The organism is Chondromyces apiculatus DSM 436 (assembly GCF_000601485.1).
Classification (GTDB): Bacteria; Myxococcota_A; Polyangia; order Polyangiales; family Polyangiaceae; genus Chondromyces; species Chondromyces apiculatus.
The window spans coordinates 25214-41781 of sequence record NZ_ASRX01000001.1 but is presented as its reverse complement, the minus strand read 5'-3'; the positions used below and the strand labels follow the sequence as shown (position 1 = coordinate 41781).

The window sequence follows — 16568 nt, the reverse complement described above, 5'->3', positions numbered from 1 at the left end:
AGTAAGGGTCCTGCTGGATGCGCTCGAATCCGCCGAGGCAGCCGGTAGGACCGCGAGTGCGGTCGCTCCTCGCCTCCGGGCTCCTCGCCGTGTGCGCCACCGAGACGCCTGCGCAGGCGGCCGATTGCGCGCCTGCGGGTGACCTCTCCCCCTGCATCGATGCCGACAACCTGTGGCTCCGCCCAGGTGGCGGTCCGTTCTTCTCGATCGCCAGCACCGGCACGGCACCTCCCGGCAAGGCATCCTTCGGGCTCGCGCTCAGCTACCAGTCTCGCCCTCTCGGGCTCGTCGTCCCTGGGCCGAGCGCAGAGGGCACCACCGTCAACGTGCTCGACAACGTGCTCAACGCGACTTTTCTGTGGTCGCTCGGCCTCACGGATCGACTGGAGCTGACGCTCGCCGCCCCGCTCACACTCTACCAGGATGGCTCGGGCCTCGCCGGCGTGCTCAACACGGAGGAGGAGTTGCAGCGCAGCGCCATCCGCGATGCGCGCGTGGGTCTGGCCTTCGCCATCCTCCCCCGAGCGCGGGTCGGGGCGTCAGGGGCCTTCGCGCTCGCAGCCCGCCTCGACCTCGGCTTGCCGAGCGGTGACGAGACGGTCTTCGCGGGTTCCTCCATGGCCACAGCAACGCCCAGCGTCGTCGCGGATCTCCAGCTAGGTCGCTTTGCAGTTGCAGCCGAGGCAGGCGCTCGTCTCCGCGAGGCCACCAACCTGGCCGGCAGCGTGGTGGGATCGCAGCTCCTCGGGGCGCTCGGCGTGTCCTACGAAGTGATCCCAGAGCGCTGGCTCACCGTGAGCACGGAGGCATTCGCGCTGTATACCCTCGCAGAGCAGCCCTCCTCTCCTCTCGTTCCTGCAGAGTGGATCCTCTCCGCGCGGACTGCGCCGTTCCTCGCGGGCGACGTCTCCTTGTCGTTGGGTGGCGGAGGCGCCATCCCACTCGCCGAGGAGTCTGCCGTGACGGCGCCGCGCTTCCGGTTCACGCTCGCCGCCCGGTATGCCCCCTCTGGACGCGACACTGACGGGGATGGCGTGCTCGATCGTGATGACGCCTGCGTCACCCTGCCGGAGGATCGCGATGGCTTCCAGGACAAGGATGGCTGTCCCGATCCCGACAACGACGGCGATGGCATTCCCGATGCTCAGGATCGCTGCCGTGACGCCGCGGAGACCGTCGATGGGTACCGCGACGAAGATGGCTGCCCCGATCCAGATGACGATGGTGACGGCGTCCCGGATGCCGAGGATCGCTGCCGCAACGAGCCCGAGGACAAGGACGGCTATCAGGACAAGGACGGCTGCCCCGATCCCGACAACGACGGCGATGGCATCCCGGATGAGCGGGACGTTTGCCCCAACGGCGCCGAGGACATCGACGGGTTCAAGGACGAGGACGGGTGCCCCGATCCGGACAATGATCTCGACCAGGTCCTCGACGAGAGCGATCTCTGCCCGGACGCGAAGGAAGACCGTGACGGCTTCCAGGACGACGATGGATGTCCGGAACCGGACAATGACGAGGACGGCATCCTCGATCAGGATGACGCTTGTCCCTCCACGCCGGAGACGATCGATGGCAAGGCCGACGACGATGGCTGCCCGGAGCCTGGTGGGAAACCCGCCGTGCGCTGGCAAAACGAGCAGCCCATCGTGGATGGTCTCGCGCGCTTCACGCCGGGTGGTGCAAAGATGCCGGCCACGCTCGAGGCACAGTTCCGCATGGCCGCTCAGCTCATGCGGGGTCGCATGCCGCTCGCGTCAGTCATCGTCGAAGCCTATCCGGATCGCTCCGGTGACGGCTCGACGCGCGGCATGGAGGTCGCCGCCGCCCGCGCGGATGCCGTGAAACGAATCCTCACGGCAGCAGGGATCCCGGCGGAGGTGATCACCCCTGCTGCCGGTGATCCAACACTGAAGCGCCCTGCTGGCGCTCCGCAGATCGAGATCACGGTGACCCGCTCCCCCCGCTCCAGCGCGCGCCGAACCAGGACCGCGCCAGCGAAGGAGGCGCCCACACCTGGGCAACAGCCTCCTACTCCCAACTCACCCCTTCCCAAGCCTGCCGAGGTACCGCATCGATGAACGTCATCGAGGCCCGTCGCCCCCGTCATCTGATCATCCGAGTCGACCGAGGAGATGAACTCCCCACTGTGCTGGCCCAGGCCCTCGACGAGATCGAGGCGAAAGCTGGCTGGATAGAAGGCACTGGAACGCTCGAAGCGGCCGAGATCGCACCGGCGGATCCATCTGCACGCGGCCGGCTCTCCCCCCGCCGCATCGAGGGTCCCAGTGAGGTTGTATCGCTCACGGGCAGCATCGCCTCCCAGGGAGGGGTGAGCAACGTCCGCCTCTGGGTGACGCTCGCACGCGAAACCGAGTTCGGGCTGCAGCTCGCCGCGGGGGAGCTGCTCTGGGGCCGCGCCCTGGCTCTCGAACTCCTGGTCACGGCGTTCGACGACGTGATCCTGGCGCGCATCCCCGACGAGCGCTCTGGCCAGACTGTCCTGGCGGCGCAGGCTGGTGCGCTCTCCGCACCAGGCGCCCCAGCGATGCCGGTGCACGCAGCTCAGAGCCCCGCTTCATCGGGCGCCACGACCCCGAATCCGCTCCCCACCGCGAGCATGTCTCCCGCGACGTCCTCCACCACATTTGCCCAGCCGGCCCCAGCTCAGGCCGCGACAGGTCAGACGTTCCAAGGCGGTTCGCCCGTCCCGGCCGACGCACCGCGCACCATGACGCTGGAGTCGCCACGCCCTTCAGCCGCGGAGCCCTCGCGCGCGCCAGCAACGGACCTGGCAGCAGCGCCTGGTCATACGGCGCCACAGCGACCCGCGCGGCAAGCCACGCAGCACGAAGAGGCTTACCCGGAGATCGGGGACCTGGTCACCCATTTCCACTTTGGTGAGTGCGAGGTCATCGGGTCCGACGGAGAGCGGATCCGGCTCCGACAGGAGCGGGACGGCCGTGTTCGCGAGGTGGCGTTGACCATGCTCAAGATCGAAGCCCCCGTGCTCGATCCCGTCACCGGCAAGCATCGCTTCAAGCTCGCCCGCAAGCACTGATGTCGCCTTCGCCTCCCCCGCACTGCGGAAGGAGGCGAATGGGGACGCGAGTCTCCTCGTGGAGGCTCAGAACACCCGCTGCTTCACATCGATCGAGTCGCCTGCCTGCAGCAGCACGTCCGGGATCCGGTTGGCGGAGATGTCGTCGGCGGACACCGTGTCAGCCACCGTTCGCCCGTCTTTCACCTTCCTCCGGATGATGATCTTGTCGCGGTTGGCGATGCTACTGAACCCTCCAGCCAGTGAGATCGCCCGGAGCAAGGTCATCCTGGGCTCCAGGGGGAAGGAGCCAGGCTTCTGCACCTGGCCGAGCACCTCGATCCGCTTCGAGTTGTACGCTTTCACGCTCACAGACACGCTCGGATCGGTGAAGTACTGCTCCTCCATCAGCCGTGCGCGGACCAGCGCCGCGACATCCTGAGGTTCGAGGCCCGCCACCTTGATCCGCTTGATGTACGGCACGTCCACGGTCCCGTCGGGCGCGACCGTGAACTCCGTCGGCAGCTTGTCCTCCCCGACCACGCGGAGCTCGAACACGTCTCCCGAATCGATGGTGGTCGCCTCGATCGGCGCTGGCAAGTTGGCGGCGTGTGGAGGCGAAGCGCTGCACGCCCCTACCGCGATCGCGAGGACGAGCATCACGCAGTGGACGAGCACCGTCACATGAACCAGCGTACGCCCAGGTATGCCTCGAACTGTTGCCACTGCAGCGAGTTCTCCCCTTCAGGCACGGTCAGCGTGGTCTGGCTGAGGTTGGCGTTGTAGCGCAAGGTGGCGTTGAACCCGATGGAGTCCCTGAGTCGGTACTCGCCGAACGCGGTCGCATCCACCCGGACATCGGTCCACGCCGACTCTGCTGCGTACGAGCCGTTGGAAGGGATGTTCGGGTAGATGATGGCCCCCACCCCTCCTTCGACATCCAGAAGGAAGCGCCCACCGAAGAAGTAGGTCAGCTTCGCGTACACACGATCCCGCTCGAAGTAGGTTCCGATCAGGCTGTCCTGATAATCGCGAATGAACCCGGCTGAGATCGAGGGGATCACAAGGCTCGACGCAGCGGGGTCGGAAGACGGGCTCGGCGTCAGGTAGTACTTCACCTCAAGTTGCCCGATCACACTGTCGAAGTCGCTCCCATCGACGGGCGCGGTGTAGAAGCTCGCGCCCCAGCCGACGAGAGCCAGCACTTTCAGGGATGGCGTGAGCAGACCGCTCAACCCGGCCTGAACGCGCAGCGGGTGTCCAGACTTGCCGCCATCGGGATAGCTCAGAAATCCGAACGAGGCGTCGTAGATGGCTGCCGTGCGCGGGAGGAACCGCCAGCGCCCCCTGGTCCCGAACATGTGGGTCAGGTTGGTCAGATCCTGGTAGCCGCCAGATTCGAAGATCGTCCCGTCGAAGTGATAACCAAGCCGCCAGTCGAGGAGACCACCACCCGGAGTCCAGATGAGCTCACCGCCTGCAGCGGCATTGATCCTGTTGAAGCTGTCCTGCGTGAGGCCTTGATCGGTGGGAGCGATGGTTCGGCCGAGCGACGCCTCCAGGTTCCCGGACCAGGGCCTTTGCGGCAGAATCGCCAGGCGCAAGTCCAGTAGACCACCGACGTTGCGCTGCTCGCTCATCAGGTCTTTGCCCTCATCTGGGCCGGAGACCGGAATGAATTCGTTGTAGGTCGCCGCAATTCCTGCGTGAAAGGCGAAATCGGGCGGCGGGGCATCCGGGGAGGCCTGAAGGCGCTGCGGTCCGAGTGTCGACAGCGAGAATGACGGCGTGACCCGCAATCGAAGCGAACCGACGGGATCCTCGACGTCAGCACGGCGGAAGAAGTTGCTGTCGAAGCCGAATTCGGCGGCTGCACCAGGGTGCAACTCGAAGTCGCCGACCCGGATCCCGATCCCCTCGGTGTACTGGCGGTCGGCGAGCCAGGGCTGGTCCTGCGCTCCTGCGGTCGATGAAACCACTGACAGGGAGAAGAGCGCAGAGATCGACGCAGCGATTGATGCGCTAAATTTCATCACCTGTTCAGTCGCCGTCTCGTGCCTGAACGTGGATGCCTATTTGAAGCAACTGCTGCAGGAAGGCGGTTCGACGATGATTTCGGTGGCTGGTTTCTCGGTGGGATCTTCCTGAGGGAGGTTCGGATCGACAGAGGAGGAGACGGCACTATCTCCGATGTAGCCAGCTTCTTTGCCGATGCACTGGTTGGCTTCTGCCGAGAGTTGCTCCGTACGCTGGCGAAGCACCGTCAGGATGGTGAACTCGTGGGTCGCCAGATCGGCATCGCTACGGTTGACCGCAAGCTCGAGACCTTGCCTGCGCTCTCGGGCCGAGCGCAGGGCGACGTCGACCTGGTTCAGCTTGTCGTTCAGGCACAGCGTCTTCACCACATCGCGCTCGTTGCGAGCGGTCTCGAGCTGCCGACGCACCGTGAGGCGCGAGCTTTCCATGCGGATCAGGAAGGTTTCACTCTCGGCGAGCTGAGCTCCAGGCGGCAGTGCAGCCTGACGCGCTGCCCCTTCCGCCAGTTCGGGCGGAGGCGGCGGCGCGATGTTCTGTGCCTGGGCAACAGCGATTCCGTGCCCGATGACCAGCGCGATCACCGCCGCTGCGGAGAAGCTGAGAAGTTGATCTCGCCTCATCCCATCCTCCGAGAACCCCGGACCACGTGCGGAGTATAGAATCCGCCTTCCAGGGTTGTCAAAATGCAACCAGCGCGCCAGCCTGAGCAGAAACCGGTCCTGCCACGCAGAGGACGCCCATTGATTGGTTGCGTGAAGAGGCCGCGACGTTCGACTACTGGCTCACGAAGGTGACGGGAATGACGATCGTCGCGCCGCCCCCTTCTGGAGGCGAGAACTGTGCGCTCATGACGCGTGCAACGACGCAGGAGATGACCGTTCCCGAGAGCCCGCCCCCGGAAGGCGTCGCCGAGAGCACCTCGCCGTTGGGTCCGATCTTCGCGGTGACGCGCACCGACCCCTTCATGGTCGGATCTTCCTGAAGCCCGCGGTTGTAGCAGCGCCTGAATCCTGCGCTCATCCCGGCCACGACGGAGGAGGCGTTCGCCACGTTGCCGCCGGACACTGCCGCGCCACCCACGTTGGCGCTGCCCACGGGCCCTTTCACTTTCTGCGTCGAGCCCGCCGTCGCCGGACCTCCGCTCGACGTGTCCCCGATCCCCGCGAGCCCGCTGCCGCCGATCGCTCCGGGGCGCACGGTCCCGCTCCCTCCCCCACCCAGGTTCAAGCCGGCGATCCCACCCCGGCCCACGCCGGAGCTGCTCGAAGCAGCTCCATCGAGGAGGCCGAGCGAGACGTCGCCGGAAGCGAGCACACCAGCAGTGGCATTGCCGCTCGCGTTCAGCGCGCCGAGCATCTGCATCTCGAGCTGCTGGAGCTCGTTCACGATCGCCGTGGCGCGCGCATCGCTCACCTTACCGGGAGCAGCCCCCTTCGACGGACCTGCTGCCTTGGGCGCTTCTGCTGCTGCCTGGGCCGTCTGCGCAGTGTCGGTCTCGGTCTCCTTCGGCTGCTCGACAGGGGGAGGCGGCAGTTGCTTCACGGACTCGATGAGCGCGGCGACGCTGTTCTCGTCGTCGATGACCGGGTCCATCCAGTCCGAGTAGATGGATCCCACCGCTCCGAAGTGCAGCAGGAACGAGAAGGCGGCGATGATGGTGGTCGTCCAGTCAATCTGGTCGCCCAGCCCCGCCTTGACCGAAGACGGGAGCTGAGGGCGCGCTTGTACTGGAGGCGGGGTGACGAACTGAAACAGAAAGGTGGTGTCACCAACGACGATCTTGCCGCGCGCCTCCTCGGTGAGGGGGACCTGGTAGGCCTGGGTATTTCCGCTCTGAACGCGCTTCGCTGCTCCCTTGAGGCCCTCCAGGTCCGCGACGCCGCTCTTCAACGCGACACGGCCGCTCATCCCTTCGAGGAACGTCAGGTGGTACTCGCTCCCCACGATCTCGAAGAGCTTGAAGCTCGGCGGGATGGCACGGCTCGGGACCACGAACATGCTCTTCTCGCTGGGCCCGATGGTGACGTGGGTGCGCTCCTTGATGATCCGCTCCTCGATCATCTTGCCGCCCAGCACGAGGCCGATGCGGAGCACCTTCGGTCCCGGAGCAGGCGGCGTGGCGGCCCGCATCGTCGCGGTCATCTGCCCAGGGCTGCGAGAGGACGGTGGCGAGAGCTGCTGCTGGGTCATGCCGCGGGTCTCCAGAATGCCGGGCGCGGGCGCCCGCCGAGCGAGAGGGTACACGGACGGCGTAGGAGGGTCCAGGCAACCGCCCCATGCTCCAGGGACCAGAACCGAGGCATGGCTCGTCCCGTGGCGATGATGCCCGGGGTGTGCGCTGGGCCCCTGCTCGGCTAGCTGCGGCGCGTGCGCTGCCGACGACCCGGAGAAGCTGCTCTCTCGGGTGCCTCCCCCGAGTCGCCCATCACGACGGCGACCAGGTCATCGAGTGAGCGTCGCTGCCGCTCCGCTTCGGCGCGCGCAGAAGCTCCGAGGGTGGCCGCGAGGATTGCGCCTGTCGCGGCGAGCCCGAGCACGGCAGCGATCATGGCAGGTGGCCCACCGACCAGGTACATCAACGTGGCCAGGAGCAGCCCCCCCAGAGCGCCGAGCCGCGTGCCCACTGCGGACCACGCAGCCCCCACATCGAGGACCCGTGCTGCCTCCGCCAGGAGCTCGTTCACTGCGGCAATTCGCGCATCGTCACCACGCACCTCCATGACCGTGAGCGCGAAGCGATGCGCGAAGCTACCTCGTGGCGCACACTGTGACAGCGCGACCAGCCGCTCTTCACGAGGCAACTTCCGGAGCGATCGCGCTGTCGCCTCCACGTCGCCCCCGCTGAGCCTCCGGACCTTGTCGCGGTAGCGCCACGCTCCGGCCGCACAGGCCAGCGCCAGCGCCAGCGCCAGCGCGACGAGCAGCGTCGCGATCGACCCGCTAGAAGGGCTCACGGTAGATCGCTTGCTCGATGCGATCGAGGAACGGCTGCCGCAGCTCGGCCAGCGTGAGCTTCGGCTGGATCCGGCTCACGTCGACGGCCGCAATGGGCTTCTGGATACGCCCCGTGATCGTCACCTCGGTCAGGGTGATCACCCCCCGCGGCTTGCCTCGCTCTTGCGCCATGGCGTCACTGCTGCTGCAGACCGCTGCAACGATGGTCACCAGCAGCAGACCGTGACGAACCCTTTGCGTCTTGCGCGGCGTCATTGTCCCTCGACTCCTTGGCTCTGTTCCGGAGGTGTCTCTGCAGGGGGTGTCTGGGCAGGGGGTGCCATCCCGGCTGCTCCTCCGCCTGCTGCACCAGGAGCTGGGTCCGGTGGGCCCGCCGCTCCTGGTGCTGGCGAAGCAGAGGGTGCCGAAGGAGCCGCAGACACGGGTGGCGCTACCGCTGGCGGCGCGGCAGGTGGGGCAGCCGCTCCGGCGTCGATCTCACCCTCCTTGAGCTTCGCGCGGTTGAGCAGCTCCTCCGAGTCATCGCTCGTCCCCTTGCGACGTATCTCCTGGAAGCGCTTCAGCGCGTTCTGCGCCTCGGTCACCTGCTGCTTCGGTGTCATCCCGGGAATCGCAGGTGCAAACAGGTACAGGAGCCCCAGGTTGTAGTGCACCTCGGGGGTGTTCTGGTTGCGCGAGAGGACCCACTCGAGCTCGCGCTTGGCATCCGCGTAGCGATCCAGCAGCCTGTAAGCGTCGCCGAGCGCGAGGTGCGCCGACAGGTTGTCGGCATCGAAGCGCACCGCCCCCTCCAGGAGCGGCATGGCCTCCTGGGAATTGCCCGCCTCGAGCAGCATGGTCGCGAGCTGCACCCGCGCCTCCACCATGTCCGGGCGGCGCGCCAGAGCCCGCTGGAACTGTTCCATCGCCTCTCGGCGCTGCCCCTGCTCCCGGTAGATCAATCCGCGCACCAGCAGCGCTTCGGGGTTGTCCTTGTCGCGCGGGGGGTTCTCCGCCACGGGCTCGAAACCGTCGAGGATCGCCTGCAGCGCGTACAGCGCCAGATCGAGCCGGCGGCTGCGGTAGTGGTCGCGCGCGATGACCACCATCGCCGGTCGGTAATCCGGGTTCAACTTGAGCGCTTCCTGCGCGATCCGCTGCGCGGATCCGGTGTCCTTTTGCAGGGACTTGATCTCCGCGAGCGTTGCCGCGACCGCCGCCGATTTCGGCAACTGTCCCCGTTTCTCGTTGAGGATTCGCTCTGCTTCACCGAGCTGCTCCTTCTTCGCCAGGAGCATCGCATATCCGACGATGGCTGCCTCGTAGTCGGGGACGATGGTGAACGCCTGGCGGTAGCTCGCACCCGCGGCCGCATCGTGCAGCCGCTCCTGCACCACACCGAGCGCATAGAAGGCCTGGTGAGCGCGCGGATCAATCTGCGTGGCCTGCTGGAACAGCGTGCGCGCGGTGTTGAGATCACCGTTCGTGAAGGCCGCCATCCCTTGCTGGCAGGCCATGGCAGCCTGAGGGCTCATCATGGGCGCCTGCATCTGCGGCGGCTGCGGGAGAGGCTGCCCTGCGTTCGGCATGCCGGGCGTCCCCTGAGCGCTCCAGGGCTGCCCCGCCGGTGGGCGGACGACCGGCTGCTCAGCGGTCTTCGGCGGAGGCTTCGGATCCTCGGCGCAAGAAACGAGGAGGAGGGCCCCGATCACGAACACGGGGGACGCCGAGCAACGTGCGCCGCGCCTCATGGTCCCCCCGGCGAGGGAGCTGGGAGACCGTCAGGTGCGAGCGACGGCTGCATGCCAGGGCGGCTCCGGAGGAACACGCCATCCTTGTACTCGAAGGGCGCCTGGGTCTCGGGATCCATCACGCCAGCCGTCCACTCGCGCATCTTCGCGTCGCCGAGGATGTCCGTGAAGAAGGCGAGCCGCTGGATGGCCTGATCCACCGCTGCGTTGCGGATGTTCCACGCCTTTGCCCAGACCACGGCCTCTGCGTAGAACTTCACCATCGCCTTGTCGGCATCGTTCAGCGACCGCTCACGTGCGGCGCGCCACTCCTCGCGCCGACGCTGCCGGAGAGCATCGGCGACCTCCTGGAGATCTTCGCGATCGCTCGTTTCAGCCAGCTTCAGAAGCTTATCCTCGCGGTCGTTGTAGAGCTTCAACCCTGGTGGGCGGGCGTTGTAGAGCCCCGTCCGGCACGAGTCGTACAGCGACCCTTGTCGTGCGCGGGCCGCCACCGACCAGGTGCGCGACTGGAAGGTGGTGATCACGTCCTGCAGCTCCTTGAAGTGCACGTCGTTCGCCCTGGCGAGGTCCGAGTCGAACGCCTTCTTCACCTTGTCGATCACCCCCTCGTACCGGTGATGACCGGTCTCGTAGTCGAAGCTCTGCCGTAGCTTCTCGTCGATGGTGGAGTAGGCGCACTCGCCCGCCATGTCCGACTGGATCGTCCCCTTCACCTTGCCGTCGACCGAGGTGCGAAACGCCGAGAACGCCGTGATGGTGTTCCGGCACCAGTCGCGGGCTGCCGGGTCAGCCCCAGCCTTCCGCAGCTTGGCCGTATGGTACGCGGCCTGCACCAGGTAGGGCGCCGCGGCAGCGTTGGTGCGGTTCGTGTTGAAGTAGCTCTCCATGGCCACCAGCGCTTGCTGGCGCGCTGCACGGTTCGCCCCTTCATTCGGCCCTCGCTCGTCCCAGCTCTTGAGATCGGTCGACGCCACGAGGAAATCGATGTCGGCTTTCTGCTCCAGGTCGGGTTTCAACCCCATGAACGTGGCCCGCGCAGCTTCGACGCGGTCTCGATCTCCCGCGTTGGCATAGAGCAGGACCGAGTTCCGGGCTGCAGCCCGTCGGTCGGCTTCCTGGAAGCGGCCGTTCTTCGCGATGGTCTCGAACGTCTCCGCCGCCGATCGGTAGTTGAAGAAGAGCACGTAAGCCGCCGACAGCGCGTCGTATGCTTGCTTCAGGTACTTCACCCGCTCCTCGTAACGCTTTGGATCCGGGGCTCTCGGCGGATTCGCCTCAGGCTCACCCTTGTCGAGGAGGGTCAGGTTCTTCTCACTGCCGTACTCACGGATGAACAGCGAGTACATGGCGATCGCCTGATCGTAGTCGCCCACCTGCTTGTACGAGTAGGCGCCGTTCATCGCGGCCTCGGGGGCCTCATCGCGCGCTGGCGCCTTCTCCAGCGCCACTTGGTAGAGCGCCGCCGCCTCGCGCCACGCTTTGGCCCGCTCCGGACCGTCCGGCGTCTTCTCGGCCTTGTCGAACGCCCTGGAGGCATCGATGTAGTAACCGCGCGCGATGGTCGGTCGCGCGATCTGCTCTTGCTTGAGCTTCTGCTCCTCGGTGACCGCGCAGCTCTTCGCGAGGGCTGCTTCGGCGAGCTTGCGGCTCAACTCCACGTTGTTCTCGAGGTTCGACATCGTGGTGAGCCGCTCCCACGCCTTGTAACCCCACTCCGTCTTGCCGCACTGCTCGTTGTACATCGGCTCGAAGCGTCGGCGCGCCTCGTCGAACTGGCCGTACAGGAAGAAGAAATCCCCTGCCTGGAACGCGTAGAGATCGTTGTTCTTCGTCACGTCGAGGGCCGGTGGTACGCGCAGGATGTACTCTTCACGCGCCGCGATCGCGTTGAGCACGGGCTTCGGCACCGTCTCCTTCACCACCTGGACCGCCTCGCCTTCACCCGTCGTCTTCACCTTGTCGCGCTCTTCCAGCCCCTCCTGCCCACCCGTGCGCTTGTGCCGCTTGTACTGGTCCTGAAGCTCCAGGTGCGCGGTGTCGACGACCAGGTAAGCGGCCTGCTGCAGGTACTTGTCGTCCTCGTTGGAGTCCCGCACCGCGATGCCCGCGCGCCGCGACGCGTCGACCTCGGCGCTCGTGGGAGATCGGTCGAGGTCCACCTGGAGCACCACCACCATGTGGGCGGCGTCCGCGAGCCAGTAGCGGCTCTCGTAGGCGTCGGGCGCGTTCTCGTCCTGGCTCAGGTACCCGCCCCATCCCTGCGCGGCCATCCGGTACTCACCGAGAGCCCGCTCCAGGAGCTTGTCGCGCTCCTCCTTGTCACCGATGCTCGTCGCGCGCTGCGCGAGCGCGCTCCCGGCGTTGGTGTGGTCTGCGGCTGCCCGACGCAACCCCCCGCGGACAAGGCGCTCCGCCGTCTGCAGCGCCTCCGGATCTTCCTTGTTCGCGTCGGTCCACGTCGTCGTGCCCACGTACTGCGCGAGCCGCGTCCGCGCTTCGAGCGCCTTCGCCGCGTTCTGGGTGCGCTCCGCCGTCCCCTCGCGCGACTGCGCCGCAAGCATCTCGTAGACGTCCGCGATCTGGTTCTGCACCACGGGTGCGTCGCGGTGCAGGGGCCACTTCACGAGGATCAGCTCCCCCACCTCGATCATGTTCCGGAACTGAGCGAGTTCCTTGAACTCCTGCATCAGCGCCCGGTAGATATCGACCGACCACTTCTCCGTCTGCGGAATCAGCCCAGGATCCTGCACCCGCTGGATGGCTACCCGCATCTTCTGCTCGGCGATCCGCGGGTCCTCTTCGAGATCGAGCACGTCGTTGCGGGGGACGTACGGCTCCTCCGGCCCCGGTCCCACGAAGTCGAGGTAGGTCAGCGCCCCAGCGATGTACGTGTACGCCTCGGCGCGGAAGTCGGTGCCGGGATCTCCCGTGAGCTTCTCCTGCTCGTCGCTGTAGCGGAGCAGATCGATGAAGTGCCGCGCCGACGTCTCGTAGCGCTGCTGCTTGAAGTACGTCCAGGCCAGCTTGTACATCGCCACCCCGTGCACGGGGGGCTTCTTGTATTTGACCGACCGCCTGTAGGCGGTTTCTGCGCGGTTGTAGTTGAAAGGACCTCCCGCGCGATCGAGCTCGTTGAAGTGGTAGTCGCCGATCTGCCACCAGACCTCGGCCACGTAGCGAGGCTCGTCCCCGGCCACCACCTTCTGCGGGATCGGCTGGCACGTCTCGGGGTACGGGTTCTTGAACGCGACCTCGTCCTCGACAGCGGGCGCCTCCGCTTCCTCTCCAGCAGCCTGACCGCCGGTTTTTCCCGCCGGGGGCGCTTTCCCTTGCGGCTGCGGCGCCTGCTTCACGGCGCCGATCGGGGTCGGATGACGCGCCTCCCAGCCCACCCAGTAATCGTCGTCGTGGTCCTGCGGCAGTCGCGTCACGGAGTCCCGCTTGGGATCCTTCGGGTCAGGCGCGACCGGGTAGGGGAACCTGTTGTGGCACACCATCGAACGCCACACCTGCTGCGCCTCCGCGAGGCGCTCGGAGTCGTTCAGGGCGTGGCCCAGGTAGTAGTAAACGCCAGCGAGTTCTCGATACGCGGGGAAGTCCTGGATGATCCGCTTGTACAGGGCGATCGCAGGGAGCAGCCCCACGTCGAGATCCTCGTTCACGTCGGCATCCGTACGCGCGCGCTCCTCGTAGAGCGCGGCGAGGCGGAACATCGCATCGGGCGTCGCTTCGGGCTGCGCGTTGGGCCCGTTGTAGTGCTGCACGAATGCTTCCAGCCGCCGGATGGCCTCCTCACGCGCCTCGCGGAGCGCCTTCCGCTCGATCGCGATCTCTCCGTCGAGCGCAGACAGGATCCTGCGGCGTCTCTCCTCGTAGTGACGCTGGACGATGCGCGAGATGCTGTCGCGGTAGGCGCGCGCCGCCTTCTCGTAGGCCTGCACCTCTTTCTCGAACTTGGCCAGGGCGGCGAGCTGCGCGGGCGTCGGCGGCGGCAACGGCGGCGCCACCTTGCGGACTGGGCGCGGCGCCGCTCCTGGCACGGGCGGTTGACCCGCGGGCCGTGCTGCCGTCGGGGCGCCACCTGCGCCACCTCCTGGCGCGGCGGATGGCTGGCCCGCCGCGAGCGTACCGGCTCCTGGTGGCGCAGAAGCTTGCGCTGGCGCCGCGCTCCCGCCGGGTTGCTGACCCTCTGCCACCGGCGCGACGACGACGGTGAACGTCAGTCCCAGCAGCGCGAGCAGCCCCCGAGGCCGAACGCTCCTCGATCGATGCCCTTCGCTCACCGCGCCTCCTCCTTCTTGCCCTCGCTCCCGCCCTCGCGCCTCTCCCCCTCCTCCGCTTCCCCGGTGTCCCCGCCGTCGTCGAGCACCTCGTTCAGCTCGTCACGCAGCAGCTTGTCCTCTCGGGTGCGCTCCACCTGCAGGCTCCGGACCCGGGTCATCTGCTCCTCGCGCACCTCCCAGGCCTGCTCGGTGATGCCCACGTCTGCGCGCAGCACGATGTTCTTCAGCCGGTCGCGCACCACCCCGAAGTTGCGCATCGCCACCTGCCCCACCACGAGGCGCGCCTCCCTGTCGAGCGCCTCGAGCTGGACCGAGTAGTTCACGACGTTCGCCGTCTCCTGCGCCACCGAGCGCTGGAGGTCCGACGAGCGACGCCCCACCTCCCGCTCGATGTCCTGCAATGCCCCCTCGAGCGACGCCTCGGTCCCGTCGGCGGCCCGCAGCAGCGGCTGGAGCCGCCTTGCGTAGGCAGCAAGGTCGGCGCCCCCCGCTCCTTGCAATGCCAGGCTCACTTCCTGGTTCAGGGCCTCGCGGTGAGCGCGACGCACCTGCGCGTCCTCCACGAAGCGCTGATCACCGAAGCCCACCTGGACGCGCCCGGCGCTCACCATCCTCCGGAGCGTGTCCATCTGCTGCCGGTAGCTCGACAGCTCCTGCTCCCGCGCCCAGAGCTCCCTCTCGTAGACCCCTGTCGTCGACGGGTCCCGCACCATCCCCGCCGACGGCCCCTCGCGCAGCATGCGCCGGAGCCCATTGACGGTCGCCTGCAGCGTATCCACCTGCAGGTTGAGCCGCTGCAGCGCCTGGGACGCGCCATTCCACTGCTTCAGCGCCTCTTGCTCGCGCTGCTGGAAGTCTCCCTCCGTGACCGGCACGCGCCGGAGCCGGGCTTGCATGGAGCGGCGGCGAGCACGCACCTCCCCGATCGCGCCAGGGAGCGTCTCACTCCCGGCGTCATCCATCCCCTCGCCGAGCGTGAGGCGCGCCATCGCGAGCTGGTTGAGCAGCGCAAGCGCCCGCTCCTCTCCAGCCTTCAGCTCGGTGAACGCGCGTACCCGGTTGGGTGAACTGAGCAGCGCGTTCAGCTTGTCCACCATGTCGTTCGACTGCTTGAGCAGCTCACGGCAACGCGTCGTGTCGTCGATGATCGCGAACGCCGCCGCGCCGTCCTCGGCCTCCCGCGCCCACTGCAGCGCGATGGGTGGCAGCCCCGAGGCCGTATCGAGCACCTCGATCTGCCCCTGGCTCAGCTTGTCATAGTAGACAGCCGGATCGCTGGTCGACCCGAGGAACGCTTCGACCCGTGCCCGCATCGGATCGTAGCTCGCCCGCGTCCCCTCGTAGATCTTCAGCGCCCTGTCGAAGCGCCCCGCGCGCAGGTTCAGATCGCCCCGCAGCAGCGATCCATCGGCGATGTTCTGGCTGTCGGGCTCCGCCACCGCGAGCACCTCCAGCGCCCGCTGCGCACGGGCCACGTCGCCGAGGCGCACGTAGACCCACGCCAGCTCGTACAGCATCGTGCCGAACTCCGCCGAGGTGCGCTCCACCCGCGAGTAGGCCTGCGCCGCCTTGAGGAACTCGTCAGCCCCGTAGAACAGGCGCCCGATGGCCATCCACGCGAGGTCGATCACCCGGCGGTGCTCCGGAGTGTCCGGCGGAAGCTGCGTGACTTGCTGGAACATCCCGATGGCCGCTGCGTAACGGCTCGCGGGGATCCGCTCCGGCGGCGCCTCACCGGCACCTTGCTGTGCCGGCGCTCCCGCTGCACCCGTTGCATCCGCTGTGCGCGCTGCGCCCGCTGCGGGAGAGGGTGCAGCCGGGGGCGTCGCTTCCTTGGCGGCCACCAGCGCGAGCAGGTACCCCGCCTGGTGCAGGAGGTTGCTCTTCGCATCCACGGCGCTGAGCGCAGCCCTCGCCGCCGCATAGTCCCGCTTCACGAACAGCCCCTTGCCGCGTGCGTACGAGAGCGCCCCGGTCACCGCCTCGGGTGGCACCCGGCTCATTTCAGCGAAGATTCCGTCGAGCGCCCCGTGATCCTCGAGCCTGAGCGCGATGTCCACGAGCCTCCCCAGCGCCCTCACCTGGTACGTCGCGAAGCGAGGCTCGGCGCTGCGCGCCACGATCTGCTGGAACGAGCGGCGCGCCGACAGGAATTGCTTCGACCGAAAGTAAGTCTCGCCGAGCAGCGCGAGGGCATCTGGATGCGCCGTGGGGTGGCGTGGGTACTTCTCGACGACCTCGTTCAGGACGGTGGCCGCCCGCTCGTAGTCCTTCGAGCCCATGAGCAGCACCGCGTCGGCGATTCGCGCCGCAGGGCCCCGCTCCTCCCCCCGGGATCTGCGGACGGCATCCTGGATGGCGCCGACGTTGGTGTTCACGGCCGAGATCTGCTGCGACGCACCCTGCAGCGCGCGGGTTGCGTCGATGGCTTGCGCCGCCCCAGGGGAGAGCGCGCACATCAGCCCGAGCAGTCCCCCCACGGCCTGCATTCGCGACAGGAGACGCATGAGGCAGCGC

11 protein-coding genes are annotated in these 16568 nt (G+C 67.4%); 2 read left to right on the top strand and 9 right to left on the bottom strand.

Features of this window, described 5'->3' with window-relative positions:
• Positions 1–17: 17 nt before the first annotated feature.
• Together CAP_RS00145 and CAP_RS00140 are read left to right on the top strand one after the other, a co-directional pair.
• A complete protein-coding gene (locus CAP_RS00145) occupies positions 18–2084 on the top strand; it encodes an OmpA family protein (RefSeq protein ID WP_081864401.1) in 2067 nt (688 codons plus the stop codon).
• Complete coding sequence (locus tag CAP_RS00140) at positions 2081–3064, top strand: PPC domain-containing DNA-binding protein (RefSeq protein WP_081864400.1); 984 nt, start codon at positions 2081–2083, stop codon at positions 3062–3064. Before CAP_RS00145 ends, CAP_RS00140 begins: the two co-directional genes overlap by 4 nt.
• Before the next feature lie 66 nt (positions 3065–3130).
• Here CAP_RS00140 and CAP_RS00135 read toward each other — a convergent pair whose 3' ends face one another.
• From CAP_RS00135 to CAP_RS00095, 9 genes are all read right to left on the bottom strand, one after another.
• Positions 3131–3727: a polysaccharide biosynthesis/export family protein gene (locus CAP_RS00135; RefSeq protein ID WP_231510998.1), complete on the bottom strand. Its 597-nt coding sequence runs from the start codon at positions 3725–3727 to the stop codon at positions 3131–3133.
• Positions 3724–5076: a hypothetical protein gene (locus CAP_RS00130; RefSeq protein WP_044234618.1), complete on the bottom strand. Its 1353-nt coding sequence runs from the start codon at positions 5074–5076 to the stop codon at positions 3724–3726. The genes CAP_RS00135 and CAP_RS00130 overlap by 4 nt, the downstream gene beginning before the upstream one ends.
• A 39-nt stretch (positions 5077–5115) precedes the next feature.
• Positions 5116–5700 carry a hypothetical protein gene (locus CAP_RS00125; protein ID WP_044234616.1) on the bottom strand — a complete coding sequence of 195 codons (585 nt, stop codon included), beginning with the start codon at positions 5698–5700 and terminating at the stop codon, positions 5116–5118.
• A gap of 154 nt (positions 5701–5854) precedes the next feature.
• Positions 5855–7324, bottom strand: coding sequence for an AgmX/PglI C-terminal domain-containing protein (locus CAP_RS00120; RefSeq protein WP_231510997.1), 1470 nt, complete (start codon positions 7322–7324; stop codon positions 5855–5857).
• 110 nt (positions 7325–7434) lie between these two features.
• On the bottom strand, positions 7435–8034 hold the full coding sequence (locus CAP_RS00115) for a hypothetical protein (RefSeq protein WP_044234612.1): 600 nt from the start codon (positions 8032–8034) through the stop codon (positions 7435–7437).
• A complete protein-coding gene (locus tag CAP_RS00110; RefSeq protein ID WP_231510996.1) occupies positions 8021–8206 on the bottom strand; it encodes a hypothetical protein in 186 nt (61 codons plus the stop codon). Before CAP_RS00110 ends, CAP_RS00115 begins: the two co-directional genes overlap by 14 nt.
• 80 nt (positions 8207–8286) lie before the next feature.
• Entirely contained in the window at positions 8287–9552 is a 1266-nt protein-coding gene (locus CAP_RS00105; protein ID WP_231510995.1) for a tetratricopeptide repeat protein, read from the bottom strand.
• A 209-nt stretch (positions 9553–9761) separates the two neighbouring features.
• The gene (locus CAP_RS00100) at positions 9762–14051 is read right to left on the bottom strand and encodes a tetratricopeptide repeat protein (RefSeq protein WP_156040349.1); all 4290 of its coding nucleotides are present in this window, start codon (positions 14049–14051) and stop codon (positions 9762–9764) included.
• Positions 14048–16558 carry a tetratricopeptide repeat protein gene (locus CAP_RS00095; RefSeq protein WP_044234606.1) on the bottom strand — a complete coding sequence of 837 codons (2511 nt, stop codon included), beginning with the start codon at positions 16556–16558 and terminating at the stop codon, positions 14048–14050. The genes CAP_RS00100 and CAP_RS00095 overlap by 4 nt, the downstream gene beginning before the upstream one ends.
• Positions 16559–16568 lie beyond the last annotated feature (10 nt).